The organism is Flavobacterium sp. FlaQc-52 (genome assembly GCF_044007495.1).
Classification (GTDB): domain Bacteria; phylum Bacteroidota; class Bacteroidia; order Flavobacteriales; family Flavobacteriaceae; genus Flavobacterium; species Flavobacterium cupriresistens.
The window spans coordinates 873,031-896,749 of the sequence record NZ_JBIPCV010000001.1; the positions used below are offsets into that span (position 1 = coordinate 873,031).

Here is a 23,719-nt window from a genome sequence, read left to right on the forward strand (position 1 = left end):
GATTTTTTTTGCCGCGAATTACACGAATTGACGCTAATTTTTTATTAATTAAAATTTTAATTCGTGCAAATTCGTGTAATTCGTGTCAACCTTTTTTTGCCACAGATTAAAAAGATTCGCACAGATTTTTTTGCCCATAGCTGTACAAGATTACTTTTTCTCTCTAGAATCGCTAAATTTTTATTTCAAATTAATCTGTAAGAAAGGATCTGTATCCTTGTAAATTGTTTTTAAGGATAGTCTTTTTACAGCTGAGCTTTTATTTTGTTTAGCGTTCACTACCCCATTCAAGGCCCTATTGATTAAAATTTCTCTGGGATCTCCTAAGGGAAAAATCTCCATTTCCTGCAGTTCGTTTAGCGCAACAACAGGGTTTATTCCTTTGGCATAATTGCCTTCGTCGTTGGCATTAAATAACTTATAAATCACGGGATATAAAACCCATCCCTTGTTACCTGAAGAAGGTCTTTCATCTTCTATAGCAAAACCCGCTACATCTTTTCCTACGGTCTTTTCGCCTATCGAAATTACGGGCATAAACGGCTTTAAATTATTGATAATTATTTCAGAAGCCGATGCGGTATGCGTTCCACATAACACATACAGCTCCTGAATTAATAATGGGTGTGCAGTTCTTAAGGATTCAAAACCGACTTGAGTTTCATTCATTTCCAATGCTTCTTTAAAGGACTTATTTACAAAACCTCCGTTTTTATTTCCTTTAAATTTTATAAACAAATCATCCGGTTTAATGTTTGGAGCCAAAAGAATACTTAATGCTGTTGCCGATGAGACGTCTCCACCTCCATTATATCTTAAATCGACGATCACTTTGGTGACTGATTCCTTTTTAAACTCGCTAAAGACGGACAACAATGTCGCTGCAAGTCCGCTATCAAAATGAGCGATTGCGATGTACCCTGTTTTTTGATTATTATTTGAAATAACTTTATGAATTACAGACTGAGAAAAAGTAAACCCCCGAATTATCTCCATTTCTTTTGCAGTTGAAAATCCGGACTGTGAGGAATATTCAGTGATTTTCAAATTTATACGTTCAGAATTGAGAATATCGGCATACAAACGTTCCAAATTTTGATTGTTTACCGCAACCCCGTTTATTGCTTTTATCAATTGACCTCTTTTAAGACCTGATCGTTCCGCAGGCGAATCGAAAAGTACATATAAAACAACACCATAAACTTGCGCTTCATATTCAATAAAAGAAATGTCAAATCCGTAGGAGATTCTAATGCTTTTGGGGGCTGTTTCCGGCAACATCACATTTGTTGCATAAGAAAAACAATCCTCCGTATTTAATAGTCTCCCAAAATATTCTTTTGGATTTAGCGACTTATCTGTGTTTTTAGGCAGACTTTCGTTCCATAAATAATACTTTTTCATTTGTTCGTACATCCAGTCATTTACATATTGATTGGTTCCTTCTTCGTAAGTAACCGGAACGGGATCACTTTGACAGGAAATCATCAAAGAAAAAACGAGGACGAAAAAACGTAAAGTAAAATGATATTTTTTCATGGATTGAAAGGCATTCAAAATTTAAAAAGAAAAATAATCAGTCAAATTAATACTCCCTTCTACTCCTGAAAAAGCACCATTTGCATCCGCTTTTTCTTCCAGTACGATTAACTTTGATTTATTCTTTTGCATCACCATTAAAAAAGATACTTTTCTCCCTGGTACATAAGATTCGTCTGTTCCGTGTTTGACTAACTCAACATTGACGATTGGGGGTAAACTGAACGGAAACTCAAAAAAAGTGCTGAAACGGTCTTTCTTTATGTTTTCTATTCGGCCTATTTGTTGTCCGTTGGTTTTTCTTAAGATCGCATCCAAGGTACCGTTGTAGCCACTTTTAGAATATTGATTTACGGAAGGGAAAATAAATTTATAGCCTGTGTTTCCTGCTGCGCTAAGGGTTCCGGGTTTATTAGCGAGTACATTTTCTATCCAAACATTTTCTTTGGTGTAAAATGAAACTGTATCTACCGGTTTTGCGGTAGTAAAAGTATATGAATGTAGAATTTGCTTTGTTTTTTTTAGACTAATCACTACAGTTTTACTGCTCTGACCGTAAAATACAAATTCGTAATTATTTTCTGTTTTTTTCAAAAAGGCGTTGCGTTTATCAACCACCAGCAATTTACCATTTAGGGAAACCTGAATGGAATCCTGTGCTGCATTATAACCGCGTATCACTACTTTTCCTGCTTTTTGTTCCTCGTACAAGGGTGTTAATTCGTCGTTGCTGCAAGCGGCAATCAAAAGGCTTGTAATAAAAAAGAGAACTATTGCTTTTACTATATTCGTCATGAGTTGTAAACTATTAAAAATGATATTCTTGTTGGTGTTGGTATAGATCAATTCTCTTTTTACAATACCAATCTATTTTTTGATAAATTTTATTTTTTCGACTGCATCTCCGTATTCAATAACAAGAAAATAAACGCCTCCCGACAAGTTACCGACAGTAATTCCTGTTTTATTATATTTCGATTCTTTAACCAATACACCTGCTGTATTGTATATTTTTACTGCGATTTCTTCTTCATTTAGGGTGCTGTCCAACTCTAATTGCAAATCATTCTCAACAGGATTTTGTTTTAATGCAATTTCTTTTTTTCCTTGTAAGTCTTTCAATCCTAATGATGTTGCTGTAATTGAAACTTTATCAATTTCATAACCTACTACAAAATTAGGCGCATTTAAAAACGCAAAATACACTTGAGTTTTTCCTGCAAATTGAGAAATGTCCAGTGTATAATCTTTAAATTCTGCATCTAAAGAGGATACTCTTGTTAATTCTAAAACCCCAATCTGAGTAAACGATTTAAGATCAGTATCTGTTGTAGAAACATAAACATATAAATTATCAGGTCCGTCATAAATCGCTTTTTGAGCATTTAAAATTAATTGCATGTTTCCTGCATAATAGGATAAATCTACCGCCGGCATAATGGCCCAGTTTTTCTGTTCCACTCCAAGAGGCGCTCCTGAAGCCATATCAATATTATAAGTTCCCAGTACTTTGTAAGTCCCGTCTGTTACGACACCATTTCCATCAATCTGAATATTGGTTCGCGTAATCCATTTTATGGCATCACCATCAGCATCCAAAAAAGTCCAATCTGATGCCTCGGCATCGTCAAAATCATCTTCCCAAATTGCAAACTGTGCAGATGCAATTCCAGATATAAGCATAAAAACCAATACGAGTAATTTTTTCTTCATTTTTATCTATTTAAAACAAAGGCTGCCTAAAAAGTGAGGAATCAAACCATATCCTACTCTTTATAAAAAAACAATAAAAAACTCTTCAGACAGCCCCGTTAAATTGTATTATTAATTTACAGTACTATTAAAAGTTAGTAAACTTAGTCCAAGTATTTGTCCAGTTTGCTTCCGTTTTAAATGCACCAGTTGCACCAGCGAAGTTTAATGTACCATCATTAAAGAATGGTTGTGTTAAACCCCATGCTGTAGCTGGGCTTACAGTAGAAGTAGTACTACCAAAACCTAAAGCTGTACCAACAGGCAATACCGGATTTGTGAAACCGTGAACTGATAAAAGACTCCATGTAGAGTTTGCAGGTAAAGAAGGGCTTTCCCATCTGATTCCTGTAAGGTATCCTGTAACAGTAACATTCGAAAGGTTGATTTGACCTAATCTACGTACGTGAATTGCATTCTCATAAAGAGCAGCATTTGTAGATGAACTAGCACCAATGATAGACAATTGAGAGATAACCGGTCTTGTAATGATTGCAGTACTTGTACCTGTAGCATTATTGTCTAATTCTATACCATTTGAATCCGGGTTTCCACCGCTTAAACTGTGTGTAGAATCTTTATCTGCAATAGCGATCGCTTTAGTGATTGATCCTGTATAACCAAAATCAAAATCAAAGTTGTCATCATCCGGAGCAAAAGAAACTAAATGGCTTGCATTTACAGTTCCTCCGAAAAATTCGAATGAATCATCTCTTCCATAAGATACCTGAACGTGATCGATAACAGTACCGCTACCTACACCACCAAGAGTTAAACCATTGATCTCAACACCAGTTGTAGCATCTAAAATACGACCAGCGAACTCGATACGAACATAGTTTAAAGCTCCGGCATTGTGAGCGTTGTTTGTTCCTCCGTAGTAAAAATCAGAAGGGTTTGGTTGATCTCCTAAACCTTCGATAACGTTAGTAGTAACTCCTGTATTTACTTGTGCATCTCCTAAAAGAACAAGACCACCAAAGTCACCAGGAGTCGCTTTAGTAGCAGCGTTTCCGTCTAACAAATTGAAACTTGTAAAAATAACAGGAGAAGCAGCAGTACCCTGAGCATCAATCTGACCTGTTTTTGTGATAACCAATACCCCTGTAGCAACTCCTGAACCTAATACTTTAGCTTTAATAAAAGTTCCCGGTTGTATCGTTAATTTTGCTCCAATAACACGAACTACTCCGCTAACTTCCCAAACTCTGTCGTTTGTCCAAGTAGTGTTAGTTGTAATGTTACCACTTACTGTTTGTACTGTAGCTGGGTAACCTGAATAATCTGCACTTGCAGATTTCATTGCAAATGAAGAATCAGCACTTGTTGCTTCATCATTTTGACAAGAATTGAAGAAAAGAATGGCAATCGCGAACAAAAAAACTTTTTTCATGATAACTGAATTTTGATTAACTTTGCTGCTAATATTTTACACTTGAGGTCTTTGGGAGGAGCAGCAAATTTTCTTCCCTTTGACCTTTCCTTTTTTTGGTAATGTATTTTATAGATTTCCGTCTTACCTCCGGAGACTATCCCTGAGTATTCCTCTTTCACTTTTAGGGTTCCGGTGAAAGGTTTATTTTCTTCAAAATCTGAAACAAACCATACTATAAGTTGTAGAGAACGTAAAAATCTATTGTACCATTCTGACGCGCTTTTTTCGGTCTGGATTTTTTTTGCAGATTGTGTACGTCTGTTAAGATGTAGTGTTGACTTGTAACAGTTTTTCAAAGAAATTAATATCAAAACAGATTTACTTTATAGCTAAAAATAGATCGTCTCATTTATATACATTAGATTTCAAAAGAGGAAAAAATCACGCTAAAATCTTTCCTTAACGTTTTCTTAATTTTAATGGTCTTTTATCCGTGAAATCAACAATCTAATGTTACTAAAAAGAATAATTCATAGAGAAATTAAAGCTTCTCCCACTCCAGGCTTTAAACATTTTTCGGTCTATGTACGGATCGTATTTATCGGTTGCTCCTGCCCCAAGTGCTTTTTGATCTCTTGGATTTGAACCATAATCGTAATCCACATCTTTTGAGTAACTATTGGCATTATTATACGTCTCAATAGCCGTATCAAAAAGATTCTTGATTCCGAGTTTTATTTCTAAATTTCGTTCTTTAAAAAACTTATAACTTACCTGAGCATCGGTAACGGCATACGGCATACGGATCTCTTCGGCCTGATAATCAAAACCAACCAGAATATACTGATCCCCAATAGCATTGTGTCTGATACTGAACCCTGAGCGTTCTCCTACATAATCCAATCCTAAATTGTAATTGTAAGGAGCCTGTCCGTATAAAGGACGATTGGCTTCATAAAGTCCGCCTGTACCGTCAATGTTTACATATCCGGTTACTTTTGTATCATTAAAAGCGGCATTTCCGCATAGGAAGATTTTTTTCAAAAGATCCCCTTCACCCAAAAAAGAGAGGTTTTTATAAATTTCAAATTCTACTCCAAATAGTTTGGCACTGTCGGAGTTCATATTAAAGATGGTGCGCGAACCTCCGTCATTACCAATCTGGGTCACTCCTTCAATTGGATTTTTTATGTTTTTATGATACACTCCAAAAGACAGAATTTCACCCTGAGAAGGAAACCATTCTGCTTTAAAATCAAAATTATCAACCAGAGTAGAAACAATTCCACCTGTATAATTCAGCACTTTTGCATCGCGTATTGGGTCGTAATAAGGCATATTGATTCGCTCTGCAAATTGTGGTCGCAAAACCGATTTGGTGTACCCCAGTCTGACATTCATTTTGTTGGTAGGACTAATGGTCAAATTCGCAGAAGGAAGGTATTGCCACACATCCTCATCTTTTTGCGTTGTTTCAAAACCAGCCGAATTGTCTGACTGACTGGCGATTTGGGTGTAAACATAACTTTCGGCACGCAATCCCCAAACCAGTCTGATGTACTGCGAAAATTTATTATCGAGCATTAAAAAAGGAGAATGAATTTTGACATCTCCCTCATATTCATTACCGTAAGTCGTAATCCTGTTCCAGCCATAACCACCCCAGCGATAATAAGAACCGTCCAGCAATTGTGAAAGAGGAAAATCAACAATAGCTGTTTCTGTTCCTTGCCCGACAACATTCAGAGCCGATGATTCCTGTTGGTTGGTTGCTATTTTGTAAGTCCCGAAATATCCTGCTTTTACGTTGTTTTTGACCGATTCTCCTAAATCAAAAGCATAGTTAAAATTGATTCCTACATTATAATCTTTCTCGTTGTTTGTGAAATTGGATCTTTTGAAAGCATCCGGATCTGCATTATAAATTTGTTGATACAACTGAACATCACTTCCTACTTTTCTTCTGTAACTGGTTAAAAAAGTAGCGTCTTTAGTATCTTTTGAAGTACTCGCAAAAGCCCCAAACCAATTGATCTCGAAATTCTCAAAACGATGATTTCCTTCTATTTTATTTTGAATAAAAGTCTGGTAAACCGGATAATCGGTTTCTTTGGTAAAAGGCAAATAAGTTCCTTTTACAATTCCTTCGACGTTTCCTGCGTAGAAATTCCAACCTGTAATTTGGGTCAGTTGGTTGTCGTACATGTGCATGTAGGTATTGCGAATGGCAATTTTATGCTTTCCCAGCTGAATACCCGCATTCAACATTCCGCCTAAAGTCGAATTGAAATTATAGGAAGCACCCGAGTTTTTAAATCCATATCTTTTAAAAGTCGAATAACCTTCTTCCTGTTCCGGTGTAAACTCCGAGTTGGTCATATAGGTACCTCTTTCGGTGTGGTCAATTTGCAACTGATCTTGTGTGTTTTTGAAAATAACAGAACCCACAAAACCAAGTTTATTATTGTCTTTTAACTCATATACCTGCCCCAAAGCAAACTGTAGCGAAGTTCCGGGAGCGGCATAGGTTTTATAAGTGGTAAAATTATCCTCCGTAAATTTTTTCGATTGCTCTAAAAAAGGCCCTGATGTCGCCTCCGTGGTAGGCAAAGCAATATTTACTAAACCGGAAGGATAATCTCTCGTTCCATCATCAAACCCGATATAATCATTTGAACCTTCTTGTTTGCTCAGACGGTCTTTAAACGTACTACGGCTATTATAAGAACTTCCGACGGTAAATGACATAAAATTTTTCTTCGGAATATCTTTTGTTTTTACTTCTACATACCCTCCGGCAAAATTGGCATTCATATCCGGAGTTGCATTTTTACTAACCACAACACTTTCTACCATTGCCGTGGGAATAATATCAAAATTAAATTGTTGTACATTCGGATCTGTACTTGGTAAATTAACACCGTCCATTACAGCTTGATTCCAACGTTCTCCCATCGAACGTACGACCACATATTTATCATCAATTGTAGTTACTCCTGTAATACGTTTTAGGGTACTTCCGACATCCTTATCCGGTGTTCTGGCAATTTGTTCCGCAGAAATTCCATCAGAAAACTGAGCGGCTTTCTTTTGCTGAAGCAGCATTCCTTCCGTAGAAGCGGTCGCTTTTTGATAGGTTTGGGTGATTACAACTTCATCCAATGATTCCGCATCGTCTTTTAAAACTACATTTAAGACTATTTCTGCTGCATCTCCTACTTTTATATCTGTAATTTTCTGGCTTTGAAAGGAAACATAACTCACTTCCAAGGTATAAGAACCCTCTTCCAGTGCAAAAGAATAATTTCCGTCAAAATCAGAAACAATTGCATTTGCGGTTTCTATCACTTTCACTGAAGCTCCCGGTAAAGCCAAACCATTTTTGTCGACAATTTTTCCGGAAATACCTCCTACTTTTTTTGTCGATGCGATCCTTTTATTGACGGCAATATTGGTATTGTTTCTTCTAAAATTTAGATTGGTAAGCAGCTCTAATTCTTTTAATACTTCATCAATCGTTACATTCTCTTTTTTAAGATTGATCAATGGTTTACTAAAATCTATATCTTTTTGATAAATAAAGCGATAAGGAGTTCGAGATTCTAAATTTTCAAAAATTTCTTTTGGTGAAGTATTTTTAAAATCTACCGACACGGTTCCAGATTGTGCATAAGTGGCGGTTGTACAGAGGAATAGGCTAAAAAACAGCATTTGTATGGCAATCGGAAATTGCCTGAAAAAATAGCTCATAAGTAAATAATTTGTTTTAATGGTATATTAGGTTATAGGAAATCGCATGTTTTCTTAGTAGATAAAGCTTATTTGCTTACTAAAAATTTATTCTCCCCGATGGGTTTGATTTTAACTTCAAGAGCAAATGCAATTGTTTGTAGTATTTCGGAAAGACCTTGTCTGGTATCAAGTGTTCCTTTTATTTGAAGTTGTTTCAGGTCTTCGCTGGCGTATTCCAATTTAAAGACATGATCGGATTTAAGTTTCTCGATAACAGCAACAAGCGTTAGGCCATCAACATCAAGCAGCGCTTTTTTCCATTGTGGTTCCAACTCAGTAGTTTTGTGTTTTTTAACTCTGTTTTCTTTTGGAAAAAATAGTGCCGCATATCCTCGTTCTAAAAAAACAGCATTTTGAGTACTTTCCACTTTTACCTTTCCGGTTCTCACATTTACCTCTGCTATTTTTCCGTAGGCTTTTACATTAAATGAAGTTCCTAAAACGGTCGTTTTGATATCACCGGAACTGATAATAAAAGGCCTCGTAGTATCTCTTGCTACTTCAAAAAAAGCTTCTCCTTTTAATTTTACAATTCGTTCATTAGCCGCAAAATGTTCCGGATATTCAATCTGAGTATTTTCATTTACCCAAACACGGGTACCGTCAGACAGACGCAATAGTCTTATGTCCTGAGGAAATGTCTGTGTGATAATTTCGGGTTTCCTGGAAAAATTGAATGCCAAAAAAGTGTGGTAAGCGGCAATCGATAGAAAAAGCACCGCGCAAACTGCGATTGCTCTTTGGTAATTACGTCTGCGTCTGTTGCTTGTTGCGCGGAGAATGTTAGTCCACATTCTGAGTTTTGCCTCTTCCGAAAATAATCCTTTTTGTGGCAACTCATCCCATTCTTCACGTAGTCTGTACGATTTCATTTTATCTTAGTAAAAATTAATATTTTAGGAAAAACTCCAGAATTTCTCCTGTCTAACTACATTAGATATTTTTACTCCAAAAAATCACGGGGGGTTGTGACACTTAACGATTTGTTAATGCCTAAAAAAGCAAAAAACAATGAAACCGATTAAAAAACAATTCATTAGAAAAAAACGGCTCAAAACAACTTACATTTAATTTACACTTGTCACGCAATTTTATAACACAGCGCGTTGGATGCAACTAATTTTAATACATAGAGATAGGGTCAAAAAAGCGTAAAAAGATGATGCGCTAAAAAACAATTCACATAAAGCTATGTGAAAAAATTATGTTTCCCTTAAAACACCACAAATTATAAATTCCGCATCTATGTTTCTATGTGTTAAAAGAAAAAATCAACAGAATCACAATCAATAATTTGCCTTAAATATTTCCGAAATACAGTCCGAAAAATCAAAGTTTAATTATGGTTAATGAACATTAAAAGAAACCAATAAAGTTCATGGCTCTTTATAGAATTCTTCTTAAGATACTGCAAGGTTTTGGAGATCTGGTTGGCCACGGCGCTTTGGGACATTCCCATTTCGGTGGCAATTTCCTTGTAACTCATTTCGTCAAACTTGTGCAGGGTAAAAATTTTTCTTCTTTTCTCCGGAATCTGCTGCAATAGTATTTCTATTTTTTCCAGATTTAAAGAGACCGTCTCCTCTGCTTCATCGGTTTCATCCAGATCTTTTACCAACTGTTCATACTCCATCGAAAAAATTTCATTCTGTTTTTTATACCACTTTGAAATTTCCTGTTTGCAACTTTTAAACAAAATCGAATCTAACGGAATGGAGGGATCTATTTTAGTACGGTATTTCCAGATATGAATAAAGACATTCTGTGTTATATCCTCTACGTCGGCAGGCTGAGCAGCATACTTTTTAACAAAACAATACACTTTGAAGTGATATAGCTCATAGATTTCTTTAAAACAAGAATCGTCTCCGTCGCGCAATCTGGTAATCAAAATAGTATTCATAATGCAATTTTAAAGGTGTAAGGTATCCTTACAAAATTACCTTAAACTAACTTTCCTTATTTTGATAACCCATTCATTTAATGATTTATTAATATGCCCTTCCGAAGCAATCCTCCTTTTTCAAAACAAAAAAAGCGGTAGGATTAAAAATAGCTGTTTTCGAGCACAAATAAATTTCATCCAACTTTTCCTTGAATTTTGTTTAAATCTCCTGTTTACTCAGCAAAGCTTTAAAGGCTCGAGTTTATTTTATAATATTCCAACCTTTTTGTCTAATTTAGCGGAACATTAGCAATACAGCGTATTTCCTTGTCGTATTGTAAACAACAACACACTAACAATTTAGTTAATTTAAAAAATTATGAACACATTTGATTTTGGCATTGTTGGGCTCGGCGTAATGGGCCGTAACCTACTTTTAAACATTGCCAGCCAAAAATTCGCCGCAGCGGGCTTAGATTTAGATGCCGAAAAAGTAAATTCACTTCAGCAAGAAGCCGATGCGGAGCATACCCTCGAAGCAACAACAGACGTTAAGCATTTTGTGGAACTTATCAAACGTCCAAGAGCCATTATGCTTTTGGTACCAGCCGGTAAACCTGTCGATAGCGCCATCCAAAGCCTTTTACCTCACCTTGATGAAGGAGACATTCTGATTGATGGCGGTAATACTTACTTTACCGATACTGACCGAAGATTCCTTGAATTATCTGCAAAAGGAATTCATTTCTTTGGTATGGGAATTTCGGGAGGAGAAAAAGGAGCGAGATTTGGTCCTAGTATGATGCCTGGAGGAGATAAAAAAGCGTACGAAAGACTTCGTCCGATTTTTGAAGCTATTGCCGCAAAAGTCGATGGAGAACCTTGCGTGGAATATCTGGGGAACGGATCAGCGGGTAATTATGTAAAAATGGTTCATAATGGAATCGAATACGGAATTATGCAGCTTATTTCAGAAATTTATGATCTGATGAAGCGTGGTTATAATCTCGATGAAGATACTATTCAAAAAACGTTTGAAGAATGGAACGAGAGCGATCTTAAATCATTCTTAATCGAAATAACAGCACAGATCCTTAAAAAAACAGAACCGGATGGTTCAAGGTTAATCAATCAAATATCGGATTGGGCAAAGTCTAAAGGAACCGGAAAATGGACATCACAAAATGCGATGGATCTGCAAGTACCTGTCCCTACTATTGATGCCGCAGTGTTTATGCGTGATATGTCTAAAAGCAAACCGGAAAGAATTGAGGCTGCAACAAAATTAATCTGGGAAAATGCAAAAACAACTGTGGACACAACGGAAGTAATTGCGTCGTTAAAATCGGCTTTGTATTTTTCTACCCTGATTACTTATGCACAAGGTTTAGCCATGTTAAAAACGGCTTCAAAAGAATACAACTACGACTTAAACTTAGAGACCGTAACAAAAATATGGCGTGGTGGTTGTATCATTCGTGCAGAAGTGCTGGAAGATTTCAGAAAAGCATTCGCACAAAATACCGACTTACCCAACATCCTTTTAGATTCGAATATTGCAGCAAAACTGAATGAAAGTCAGAAAGCTATCAGAACTATAATTCAATTTGCCGTGCAAAATGGTTTACCAACTGCCGGTCTAATGAATTCTTTGGCTTATTTTGATTCTTACAGGTCCGAAAATCTTCCAACCAACCTAATACAGGCTCAGCGCGATTATTTTGGAGCGCATACTTATGAACGTATTGATGCTCCGGGCATCTTTCATACCCAATGGAATGATTAAGAACCTTTAAGCAAAACAAAAATGAGTACTGTTAAAAATATAAACCCAACAATCATTGTTATTTTTGGAGCCTCGGGTGATTTAGCTAAAAGAAAGCTTTTCCCAGCCTTTCAAAATCTATATCTCGATGGTCGTATGGATGAAAAATTTCAGATTATAGCACTGGGAAGAGCCGAAAAAACCAATGAGGAGTTTCGCAGTTATGTTTTGGAAAATTTAGAGAAATTTTCGAGAAAATCAGGGCTTTCCCTTGAAGATACTCAGAAATTCATTTCGCATATTACCTATCTCAGACACGACATTGACAAAGAAGAATCCTATCAGGAATTAGATTCCAAGTTAAATGCCATCGATGAGTCTTTTGGTCTGCGTGCCAATCGTCTTTTTTACCTGTCTATAGCCCCTTCTTTCATTACCACTATCTCGAGTAATATCAAGAAAATAGGTCTTGCTGCGAATGCCAAACAAGATCGTATTATTATCGAAAAACCATTCGGATACGATAAGACTTCGGCGATTGAACTTAACGAGATGCTTTCTGAAACTTTCAAGGAAGAACAGATTTACCGTATTGATCATTATTTAGGGAAAGAAACCGTTCAAAATATCCTTGCTTTCCGTTTTGGAAATTCTATGTTTGAACCCTTATGGAGCCGCAATTTTATTGATTTTGTTCAAATTACTGTGGCAGAAGAAGTAGGAGTTGAAGATCGTGGCGGATTCTATGAAGGAGTCGGAGCCTTAAAGGACATGATCCAAAATCACCTGCTTCAAATTTTGTGTATGACTGCCATGGAAGCTCCCGCTTCTTTAGATGCAGATGATATCAGAAGTCGCAAAGCAGATGTGTTGCGTTCTATTCGTCGTATAAAACCCAATGAAGTCGATCATTATACCGTAAGAGGTCAATACGATGCAGGATTTATACAAGGAAATCCCGTTCCAGAATACCGTAAGGACAAAGGAGTCGCACCGAATTCTAATACAGAAACCTATGTGGCGATGAAAATTTATCTCGATAACTGGAGATGGCAAGGCGTTCCTTTTTACCTGCGCACCGGAAAAAGAATGCAGGAAAAACAGTCCTCGATCGTGATTCAGTTCAAACCGGTACCGCATTCCTCCTTTTCTTATGGCAATGAAGGAATGACTCCTAACCGATTGATCATAAACATTCAGCCGTCTATGGACATCAAACTGCAGTTTATGACTAAAAAACCGGGACTTTCGCTTTCTTTGCGACCTGCAGAAATGGTTTTTGACTATTTTCAATGTTCTACAATGTCACCGGAAGCCTATGAAACCCTGCTTGCAGATGCTTTAGCAGGAGATCCTACCCTGTTTATGCGTTGGGATCAAGTAGAACAGGCCTGGGATGCAATCGACACCATTCAGGAATTCTGGAAGAACAATGCCCCTGCCAATTTCCCTAATTACAAAGCCGGAAGCTGGGGACCTGAAGCCGCAGACGAATTACTTGCCCGTCAAGGACATGCCTGGGTTTCTAACACAACAACTACCGTAAAAGAAGAAATTTAAAATGATACAGATTTTTAACACCATAGAAGAGATTAATACTAAAGCAGCAACTCTTTTCGTAGTGTCAGCACAGAAAGCCATACAGGAAAAAGGAAAATTTACTGCCGTACTTACCGGTGGTTCTTCACCTGCCGGTCTTTATAAACTCTTGGCTTCTCCCGATTACAAATCAAAAATTGATTGGAGCAAAGTGTATATTTTTTGGGGTGATGAGCGTTGGGTACCACTTGATGATGACCGCAGTAATGCAAAAATGTCTTTTGATACGCTTTTGAGCCACGTTCCAATTCCGCAAGAAAATATATTTCCGATGTACAAAGAGGGTGTTTCACCAGAAGCGTATGCGGTTACTTATGAGCAATCCGTAAAAGATATTACTGGTCCGGACGGAAAATTGGACCTTATTTTACTGGGACTTGGTGATGACGGGCACACCGCCTCTCTTTTCCCGGGCGAAGCTGTTTTGCATGAACAAACAAAATGGGTAGATGCTTACCGTTTAGAATCTCAAAACATGCACCGCATTACGTTGACCGCTCCTCTGATTAACAAAGCAGAGCAGATTATCGTAGTGGCTTTTGGAGAAAAGAAAGCTCCGGCATTAAAAGAAGTGTTACATGGCGATTATAACCCTACTACTTATCCGATGCAATTGATCCAACCTGTTACAGGAGAATTATTGTTTTTGGTAGACAAAAGTGCTGCAGGGACAACTAATTAGACTACAGACAAATCATAACCGATTTGGCTAAAAAAATACCCATTAAACAGTTACGAGATTTTCTTGTAACTGTTTTTTTTTGTTTTTAAAGCATCCTAAATTAAATGCCTTTTCCTCTACTGAAAAAAATATATTGCCCCAAGCTTTTCCGGTTGTTCTCGTGTAAACCCCTAATAGTATAAGTATTGAATTTATTATATCAATTATAATTTTTAATCATACAGCTATACAACCAACTATTTCTGTTACACTGCTCTTTAATATTTTTGAAAAAAAATGAAGGTATTGCTATTTCGCCCTCATTCTTTTATCAACCTGCTTTATTACACTTTTTGCATGATCCGAATTATTTCAGTAAAAAAATCATGAATTGATTTCCATAATTTCAATGTTTATCAATCCTTACCGATTGGATTATGATTATCATATTTATAAACTGTATTTAAGTTTGGCAAGTTGATACAAATTGGGGTTTTTCACACTTTCTTAATCAAAAATTAAACCTATGAAACAGTACTACAAATTAATCTTTTTATTACTATTTCCTTTACTGGCAGTAGCTCAACCAGCTCATGGTAAAAAAGTAATAGGCTACTATGCACAATGGTCTATTTATGCACGGGATTTTAATATTCCAAAAATAGACGGCAGTAAATTAACCCATTTAAACTATTCCTTTTATGGAACAACCTACGATCCCGCCCATCCCGAAAACACCAAATTAAGATGTTTAGACTCCTATGCTGATTTTGAACATATGGAAGGCGGAATACCATGGGACGCTCCGGTAAAAGGGAACTTTTATGACTTAATGAAGTTAAAACAAAAGTATCCGCACTTAAAGGTTTTAATTTCGATTGGGGGCTGGACTAAAGGTCAGGATTTATCACCAATAGCAGCAAACCCTATAGCAAGAAATGCTTTGGTAGCAGATATGGCACAGTTTATTACCACTTATCCCTTTATTGACGGGTTTGACATTGATTGGGAATATCCTGTAAAAGGAGGAACAGACGGAACGGAAATGCTTAATGATGCTCCGGTTCCTGCACAAAATCACAATCCGGATGATAACAAAAATTTTGTCTACCTATTAAAAGAAATGCGTCGTGTAATGCCTAATAAATTAATCTCGATCGCTGCCGGGAATAATGTAAAAAATGTTTCTCAGCAATATCTGGGACCTAACAATAGAGCTCTATATGGGATGACAGAAGACCTTTCGACTTACTGCGATTATATCACTTATTTTGGATATGATTTTGGTGGAAACTGGTATGATAAAACGTGCTATAATGCTCCTTTATATGCCAGCGAAAACACAAACGATCCTTTATACGGAGCAACACAATCTGAATCATTAGACGAGTTAACGAATCAATTTCTAAACGTTGTCGGTATTCCATCCAATAAATTAATCATGGGATTACCTTACTACGGAAAGTTGTTTAACAATGTTGCCAATAATGGAACAGATCCAAATCATCCGGGTCTATTTGTTTCAGCTCCACAAGATATCGTTTCAGGATGTACTAATCATCAACCTCCATTAGGAACCTGGGATTCAGGTAAAACCTGTGAAAATTCAGGAAGTATTGAAATCTGTGATTTAGTGGGAAATCCAACGACAAATCCGCATCCTTATTTAGATCCAACTACCATGCTGGTAACATCCACCGCAGCTGCTGCCGGTTGGGTAAGGTACTTTGACAACACTACTAAAGTTCCTTATCTATACAACGACCGTACACACCAGTTTATCAGTTATGAAGACAAACAATCTATAGACTTTAAAGTACAATATCTTAAATCAAAAAACCTGGCTGGAGGCATGATTTGGGAACTTTCTCAGGATACCAGAGGTGCAATTCCAAATGCATTACTAAACCAGATAGATACTTCGTTTGAGGCTATCTTACCCGGAACAGTAAGTATTAGTGGTGCTGTAAAAAACGGAACTGCTTTGATTGCCAACACCACAGTTGAATTAAGAGATTCAAACAATGCAATTCTGCAGACTACAGTTAGTACTACTGGTAATTTTACTTTCCATAATTTAGCCTCCGGAAAAAATTACAGCCTTATCGCTGTTCATCCGGCGTATACATTTACAGCTACAAATTTTACAAATGTGACGACGGATCAAACTGCAGTAGCACTTCAAGGAACAGCACGCCCTACTTACACCGTTAGCGGAACTATTAAAAATGGAACTACTGTAGTTTCAGGAGTGGTGGTTTCTGCAACTTCCGGAACTATGACTCTGACCGCTACATCAGATGCTACGGGCAATTATACTGTTACCAATTTGGTCGCAGGATTAGATTACGCTGTAACAGCCGCTAAAGCAGGTACAACTTATACTCCTGTTAATACCGTTTATACTGCAATTGATGCCAACAAAACGTTAGACTTTACTCAAGATGCCATTATAAACAAAATTAGTGGTACAGTTAAAAAGGGTTCAACTCCGGTTTCGGGAGCAAAACTAGAATTAACCTTACCCTGGACCGACTCCAGTCATGCTTATAAAACTATAATTGCAACTACAGATACACAAGGGGCGTATCATTTTAATAATGATGATTTAGCGGGTTATTCAAAAGTACAAACCTTAAAACTGAACACTTGGGATAACAAGGGAGTTGACTATTTCCCAACTGATTTGGCAAACTTTGAGATTCCAACGGTATCAAAAGTTTATAATTTCAATTCAAGCGCTGTCACACCACAAATTGCGATTACAAGTCCAACAGCAACAACAGTAGCAATTACACCAGGAACGGTTGTTCAACTCAAAGCCAATGCTGATTTGACTTTTGCAGATCCGTCCGTGACTATTTCTTCTGTAGTATTTAACATCAATGGACAAACGATTACAGGAACACTTTCAACAGCAACCGAATATGTAGCCAATTGGACACCAACTTTGGCCGATTTTAATAAAAATTACACCTTAAAAGCAACGGCAACAGCCTCAAATACAATCACTGCAGAAGACAGTAAAACGTTTTATTTACAATGTTCCGGTGTCAATTGTCCAAATATAGTACCCGAAATCACCTGGATTGATCCGGCATCAACTACTATCAATCAGGCTTCGGGATTCAAGACTATACTGGTAAGCGTAAATGTTACGGATAAAGATGGTACAGTTGCCAGTGCTTCTATTAGTATTGATGGAGTATCTAATACGATGACAAAGGGCGCTGGAAGTACTTACAATTACACTTTCACTCCAACTGCCTTCAAGACATATGCAATAGTTGTAAAAGCCAAGGATAACTCCGGAGGCGAAAACACCTTAAACCAATCGATTAATATCGTTAATTCAACATTTAATCTTCTCCCGGCGAAGGTAATTGTTGGTTATGCCCACGGATGGGAAAACTCAAGTGCACCGTTTTTATACTTCAATCAAATGGGGGATAAAAAATTTAATGTAGTCATTTACTCCTTCATTGAAACTAAAAACAGAGACGGTTATACACCAGTCCTTGTGGTAAACGAGCCAAGATATTTTACAAATGGTGTTTTTGATCCTCAGTTATTAAAAAACGATATCAAATTCTTAAGAGATAAAGGAATTCCGGTTCTTGTATCCATAGGAGGGCAAAATGGTCATGTAGTGTTAGAAACAGTCGCTCAAAAAGACATTTTTGTAAGCGGCATAAAAACGATTGTTGATCAATATCATTTTGACGGTCTTGATATCGATTTTGAAGGATCATCAATGAATTTCGAAGCAGGAGCACTTAAAGATTTCTCTTATTCGTCGATTTCCACTTATCCAAAATTAAAAAATGTCGTAGATGCTTTTAAAGAATTAAAAACAAATTATGGCAGCGGATTCATTCTGACAGCTGCTCCCGAAGCCTACTACGTTCAGGCAGGTTATAATACCTATGGAAACGGAGTTGGTTCTTTCTTACCGGTAATTCATAATCTACGCAACGAGCTGGATCTTTTGATGGTGCAATTATACAATACAGGATCAATAGTAGCGCTGGACAACCTTGCCTATGAACAAGGAAAACCTGATTTCTTAGTATCTATGTCAGAGATGTTAATGAAAGGATTTAATGTAAGCACTACAGGATTTTATTTTCCCCCATTACCCGCGTCCAAAGTGGTTATAGCCCTTCCGGCTTGTACCGGAGCAGCTCAAGCCGCAAGTTACATAACTCCGCAAAAAGGAATTGAAGCTTTTAATTATTTAAGAAGCGGAATCAATTATACAGGACGAAATTACACACTTAAAGGTGGTCCTTATCCTGATATGAGAGGAGTAATGACCTGGTCGATTAACTGGGATGCAGGCTGCGGAACCGGATATGAATTTTCAAATGCGTATGCTGCTTATTTTGCAGCACAGTTATCTCTTGACAAAATTGAAGCAAAAAACAATACAGTGGTTTATTTCAAAAATAATGGTCTACTAGTTAAAAGCGAGACGGAAGATATTGCTCAGGTCGACGTGTTTAATACATTGGGACAATCTTTAACCAGTTACAAAAACAGGATGAACACTAACGAAATACTGCTTCAGAATTATAGTTTTTCAACGAAACAATTGTTTATCGTTGTAGTAACAAACAAAGCAGGAAACAAAAAATCTTTCAAAGTAGCAAACTTCTTAAACTAAGAACTTTGCAGCAAAATGTTAAAGCAATAAAAGCTAAGTCATTTTAGTTATATTTTTTTTTGCAAAATACTCTGGAATTATGAGCGTTCTTTAGTTTGTATTAATCCGAAGTAGAGTATTTTGAACCTGGCAATTTTATTGTCAGGTTTTTTTGTATCTGCTTTTTAAATTTGACTTCTTTGGAGAAAATGCAAAACCCATGTACTCCATTGTTCCCTTTTGCAAAATCATACGGTTATAGTTAACTTTACAAAGAAATCTACCCCCATGTGATGCTAACAAACAAAAACAAACATATTCCGCTTCTCGGTTTAGAAGAGTTTAGAAAAGACCGACTCCATTCTAAAGAGCCGCTTTTGTTTAATGAACTGCATGGCGAAAGACATATTCACAAACCACATCAACACGATTTTTTTATCATCATTCTTTTTGATCAGGCAAAAGGCAATCATACTATTGATTTTAAAGAGTATCAAATTAGTAACCGACAAATTCATCTTTTATTCCCCGGACAAGTTCATACCTGGAATATCGAACCGGAAACAACAGGATATCAATTGATGATTGATCGTCATTTTTTTGAACGTTTTTCTGCCAGTTTCAGATTTTCATTCGTCGAGTATCACAATCATCCTGTTATTGAGCTGGAACCGGATTCCTTTAAACTGCTTCATTATGAATTTGATGCGATTAAAAATGAATTGGCAGCTGAAGACTCCCTCTCAGAATTAATCAGTTCCCGTACGGCCGTCATTGCTTCTATTATAAGTAAATCTGCTGCTAAAATTTTTACCGATCTGAACAACTATGAGGCTGAGCCACGCATCGTAAAATTTCAACAGTTGATTGATGTCTCTTTTAAAGAACAAAAACTAGTCTCCTTTTACGCGGCAAAACTTCACATATCGGCTAATTATCTCAATATCCTTTGCAAGAAATATTTAAAGATTTCAGCAACACAACTCATACAGCAAAGAACGGTACTGGAAGCCAAACGTCTTCTCAAAACTACCACCGTGTCTGTTAAGGAAATTGCCTTTGAACTGGGATTTATTGACCATGCTTATTTTTCCAATTTCTTTAAAACCCAAACCGGAACAACACCTACTGATTTTCGGGATTTGTTATAAATTTTACAAGCCTTGGAATAAATCCTTCACATTCGGATTCTTTATGGCGGTTATATTTGTAGAAACTATAACTACTATGAAAAATTCCGGAATATCCCGCAAAGACTTTTTAAGAAACTCCGCATTAAGTGTTGCCGGACTGGCCATTGGCTCCGGATTTCTAAATTCGGCAGTGGCCTCTTCCCTGAAAACCGATTCCAATATAAAAATAGCAGCAGGTAAATCGTACACCCTAAAAAATGTTAGATTAGAAACAGGTTTTGAATATAAAGAAGAAGAAATTATACACACCAAAACAGCACTCTTCTGCGTAGAAATTAGTGATGGCAAAATCAAGGCTATTTCACCTAATAAACCCAACTCAGAGGCCATAGATGCAAAAGGTTTTTTAATGCTTCCGGCTTTTCGTGATATGCACATTCACTTGGATAAAACTTTATACGGCGATTCTTGGGAAGCAGTAAAAAAGAGAAATGGTGGTGTAAAAGGCATGATAACATTAGAGCAGCAAATTATGCCTGATTTTCTAAAAAACTCAACCTATAAAGCTGAAAAACTAATCGAACTGTTACAATCACACGGAACCTCATTTGCCCGCAGCCATGTGAACATTGAGCCCACTTCTAAGTTACAATCCTTAAAAAATCTACAGATTGCTTTAGAAAATAAAAAGAATGGTTTTGGAGCAGAACTGGTAGCTTTTCCACAACACGGTGTTTTTTATACCGATACGGTTCCTTATCTAAAAGAAGCTGCAAAAATGGATATTGATTTTATTGGAGGAGTCGATCCTTACACGATTGACGGCGCGATCGAAAAAACAATGGATTTTACCATACAACTGGCTCTCGACCACAACAAAGGAATTGATATCCATTTGCATGAATCTGGCGAATCGGGATTAAAAACCGTTGAATATCTAATAGACAAAGTCAACGAAAATACCAGTCTGAAAGGAAAAACTTTTGTAAGTCATTGTTTCATTCTTGCAAAACTGGACAAACCCAAACAGGAAGAAATGGCACAAAAACTGGCCGCAGCTCAAATAGGCATTGTTTCTACTGTTCCTTTCGGTAATCTTGTGATGCCTATTCCAACTTTACTGAAACATGGCGTAAAAGTAATGACCGGAAACGACAGTATTATCGATCATTGGAATACTTTTGGAACCGGAAGTGTTTTGCAAAAAGCCAATCTTGCAGCACAATTGTACGGACAAGTTACAGAATTCGGCTTATCCAGAATGCTAAAACTCGCTACCGCAGGTCCATTACCATTAGATGACAAAGGAATTCAACAATGGCCAAAAGCGGGTGATACTGCAGATGTAGTATTGATAGAAGCCAGCTGCTCTGCTGAGGCTGTATCCCGAATGTCTCCGGTGCGCTCTCTTATTCATAATGGAAATATTGTCTATTAAATATGCCTTTTTTGAATAGCCTTTTAATTATGGCTTTAGCCCAACCTTATTAAGTTCAAAGATTGTCAAAAAAAGTCTCACCCAGATTTAAACACAATGAAATAAAAAAAATCCGCTGCATCTGCAGAATCTGCAAAATCCACGTGCAAAAAATCTCTTAATGTAATAACATTGGGTTTTAGCCAAAACTTTACCTTAATATTTTTGGCTAAAGCCTATTACTCTGGCTACAAACGACCGTTGGTTAAAACCAACGGCAATTCAAATTCCTATTTATTATTTACACAACGAGCTAAAAAATGGATATCCCTGATTATTAAAGTGCAACCTCACTACAACATTCAGAATCAAGAGGTTTAAAGAAATTATAAGTCTATTGAAGAAAAAACAACCCGTAGTACATTTGGGCAATTTTATTATTAAAAGAAAACATCAAATACATATTTTTTTAATTGCCGTTGGTTTTAACCAACGGACTTAAAAAGCCCTTGATGATGGCTTTAGCCCAGCCTCATTAAGTTCAAAGATTATCAAAAAAAGTCTCACCCAGATTTAAGCACAATGAAATAAAAAAAATCCGCCAAATCTGCCAAATCTGCGTGAAAAATCTCTTAACTTACTATCATTGGGTTTTAGCCAAAACTTTGCCTTAAGATTTTTGGCTAAAGCCTAGTGCTCTGACCACAAACAACCGTTGGTTAAAACCAACGGCAATTCAAATTCTTAGTGATTATTCACAGCACCAACTAACACATACACACCTGATAATAAGACAACAATACCTCTATAACGTGCAAAGTCAAGGGAATTTAAAGAAATTACAAGTCTACTTAAATAAAAATAACCCGTAGTACATTTGGGCAATTTTATTGTTTAAAAAAATACCAAATACCTATTTTTATAATTGCCGTTGGTTTTAACCAACGAATTTAAAAAGCCCTTGATTATGGCTTTAGCCCAACCTTATTAAGTTCAAAGACCGTCAAAAAAAATCTCACCCAGATTTAAACACAATGAAATAAAAAAAATCCGCCAAATCTGCCAAATCTGCGTGAAAAATCTCTTAACTTAATAACATTGGGTCTTAGCCAAAACTTTGCCTTAAGTTTTTTGGCTAAAGCCTAGTGCTCTGGCCACAAACGTCCGTTGGTTAAAACCAACGGCAATTCAAACTCTTAGTGATAATTTACAGCTCGAACTAACACATACACACCTGATTATAAAACAACAACACCTCTATAACATGCAAATTCAAGGGAATTTAAAGAAACTAAAAGTCTACTTAAATAAAAATAACCCGTAGTACATTTGGGCAATTTTATTGTTAAAAAAAACACCAAATACCTATTTTTTTAATTACCGTTGGTTTTAACCAACGGATTTAAAAAGCCCTCGATGATGGCTTTAGCCCAACCTTATTAAGTTCAAAGATTGTCAAAAAAAGTCTCACCCAGATTTAAGCACAATAAAATAAAAAAAATCCGCTGCATCCGTAGAATCCGCAAAATCCGCAAAATCCGCGTGCAAAAAATCTACTCGCAATTCTCTCAGCTAAAACACATCACTTCAAAAAAACTTATTTCACAGGCAGATTTTTCTCAAATGCAGAACCAAACGAAATAAAAGAATCCGTTCCCCCTACTCCTTCGATTTGATGAATCTGCTCGTATAAAATTTTGCGAAGCTCTTCATTATTCGCAGCAACAATTTTTATAAACAAGGCATATTTTCCCGAAACCCAGTGACATTCTACTACTTCGGGAATTTTCTCCAATTGTTCAGAAATCGAATAAGCAAAACGCGCTTCTTTGGTTGCAATTCCTGTGTAGGTTATCGTTTCAAAACCAATTCCCTTAGCATCTAACTTAACAGAAAACCCTTTAATTATTCCAGATTCCTGCATTTTTCGAACGCGTAAATGCACTAATGAATTAGAAATATTTAAATCTTTTGCTATTTCAGAAAAAGGGATTCTACCATTTTCATCCAGCTTTCGTAAAATTTCCTGATCTAAATAGTCAGTGTTTTCGTTGTGTTTTATGATTGACATAGCTACAAATGATTTACTTGATTCTATTATTTTGACAACTTTAAGATTAAAACTGTTTTTATAAGTGTCAAATCTACAAAAAAAA

The 23,719-nt window shown here is 36.6% G+C and carries 14 protein-coding genes; 6 read left to right on the top strand and 8 right to left on the bottom strand.

The genetic code is table 11. The features are described from left to right. Positions 1-180 precede the first annotated feature (180 nt). From ACHRV5_RS03500 to ACHRV5_RS03530, 7 genes are all read right to left on the bottom strand, one after another. On the bottom strand, positions 181-1,539 hold the full coding sequence (locus ACHRV5_RS03500) for a S41 family peptidase (RefSeq protein ID WP_395425787.1): 1,359 nt from the start codon (positions 1,537-1,539) through the stop codon (positions 181-183). Positions 1,540-1,560: 21 nt separating this feature from the next. Next, positions 1,561-2,334, bottom strand: a complete 774-nt coding sequence (locus tag ACHRV5_RS03505) for a hypothetical protein (RefSeq protein ID WP_395425788.1) — start codon at positions 2,332-2,334, stop codon at positions 1,561-1,563. A 72-nt stretch (positions 2,335-2,406) separates the two neighbouring features. Beyond that, positions 2,407-3,252, bottom strand: coding sequence for a choice-of-anchor J domain-containing protein (locus ACHRV5_RS03510; RefSeq protein WP_395425789.1), 846 nt, complete (start codon positions 3,250-3,252; stop codon positions 2,407-2,409). 127 nt (positions 3,253-3,379) lie between these two features. Further along, complete coding sequence (locus ACHRV5_RS03515; protein ID WP_230002187.1) at positions 3,380-4,684, bottom strand: hypothetical protein; 1,305 nt, start codon at positions 4,682-4,684, stop codon at positions 3,380-3,382. A gap of 498 nt (positions 4,685-5,182) precedes the next feature. Next, positions 5,183-8,416 carry a TonB-dependent receptor domain-containing protein gene (locus ACHRV5_RS03520; protein WP_395425790.1) on the bottom strand — a complete coding sequence of 1,078 codons (3,234 nt, stop codon included), beginning with the start codon at positions 8,414-8,416 and terminating at the stop codon, positions 5,183-5,185. Between the two features lie 68 nt (positions 8,417-8,484). Continuing rightward, on the bottom strand, positions 8,485-9,330 hold the full coding sequence (locus tag ACHRV5_RS03525; protein WP_395425791.1) for a FecR family protein: 846 nt from the start codon (positions 9,328-9,330) through the stop codon (positions 8,485-8,487). 464 nt (positions 9,331-9,794) lie between these two features. After that, positions 9,795-10,361 carry an RNA polymerase sigma factor gene (locus ACHRV5_RS03530; protein ID WP_230002190.1) on the bottom strand — a complete coding sequence of 189 codons (567 nt, stop codon included), beginning with the start codon at positions 10,359-10,361 and terminating at the stop codon, positions 9,795-9,797. A gap of 361 nt (positions 10,362-10,722) precedes the next feature. Here ACHRV5_RS03530 and gndA point away from each other — a divergent pair, with 361 nt between their 5' ends. From gndA to ACHRV5_RS03560, 6 genes are all read left to right on the top strand, one after another. Next, positions 10,723-12,129: an NADP-dependent phosphogluconate dehydrogenase gene (gene gndA / locus ACHRV5_RS03535; protein ID WP_395425792.1), complete on the top strand. Its 1,407-nt coding sequence runs from the start codon at positions 10,723-10,725 to the stop codon at positions 12,127-12,129. Positions 12,130-12,150: 21 nt separating this feature from the next. Then, positions 12,151-13,668 (top strand): glucose-6-phosphate dehydrogenase, encoded by a 1,518-nt coding sequence (zwf, locus tag ACHRV5_RS03540; RefSeq protein WP_395425793.1) that lies wholly within the window; start codon positions 12,151-12,153, stop codon positions 13,666-13,668. Between the two features lies 1 nt (position 13,669). After that, positions 13,670-14,389 (top strand): 6-phosphogluconolactonase, encoded by a 720-nt coding sequence (pgl, locus tag ACHRV5_RS03545; protein ID WP_395425794.1) that lies wholly within the window; start codon positions 13,670-13,672, stop codon positions 14,387-14,389. A gap of 505 nt (positions 14,390-14,894) precedes the next feature. After that, on the top strand, positions 14,895-19,034 hold the full coding sequence (locus ACHRV5_RS03550; RefSeq protein ID WP_395425795.1) for a glycosyl hydrolase family 18 protein: 4,140 nt from the start codon (positions 14,895-14,897) through the stop codon (positions 19,032-19,034). A gap of 272 nt (positions 19,035-19,306) precedes the next feature. After that, positions 19,307-20,164 carry a helix-turn-helix domain-containing protein gene (locus ACHRV5_RS03555; protein ID WP_395425796.1) on the top strand — a complete coding sequence of 286 codons (858 nt, stop codon included), beginning with the start codon at positions 19,307-19,309 and terminating at the stop codon, positions 20,162-20,164. 76 nt (positions 20,165-20,240) lie between these two features. Then, positions 20,241-21,584, top strand: coding sequence for an amidohydrolase (locus ACHRV5_RS03560; RefSeq protein WP_395425797.1), 1,344 nt, complete (start codon positions 20,241-20,243; stop codon positions 21,582-21,584). A gap of 1,576 nt (positions 21,585-23,160) precedes the next feature. Here the strand turns inward: ACHRV5_RS03560 and ACHRV5_RS03565 are convergent. Continuing rightward, on the bottom strand, positions 23,161-23,634 hold the full coding sequence (locus ACHRV5_RS03565) for an Lrp/AsnC family transcriptional regulator (protein ID WP_047778841.1): 474 nt from the start codon (positions 23,632-23,634) through the stop codon (positions 23,161-23,163). Positions 23,635-23,719: the final 85 nt, after the last annotated feature.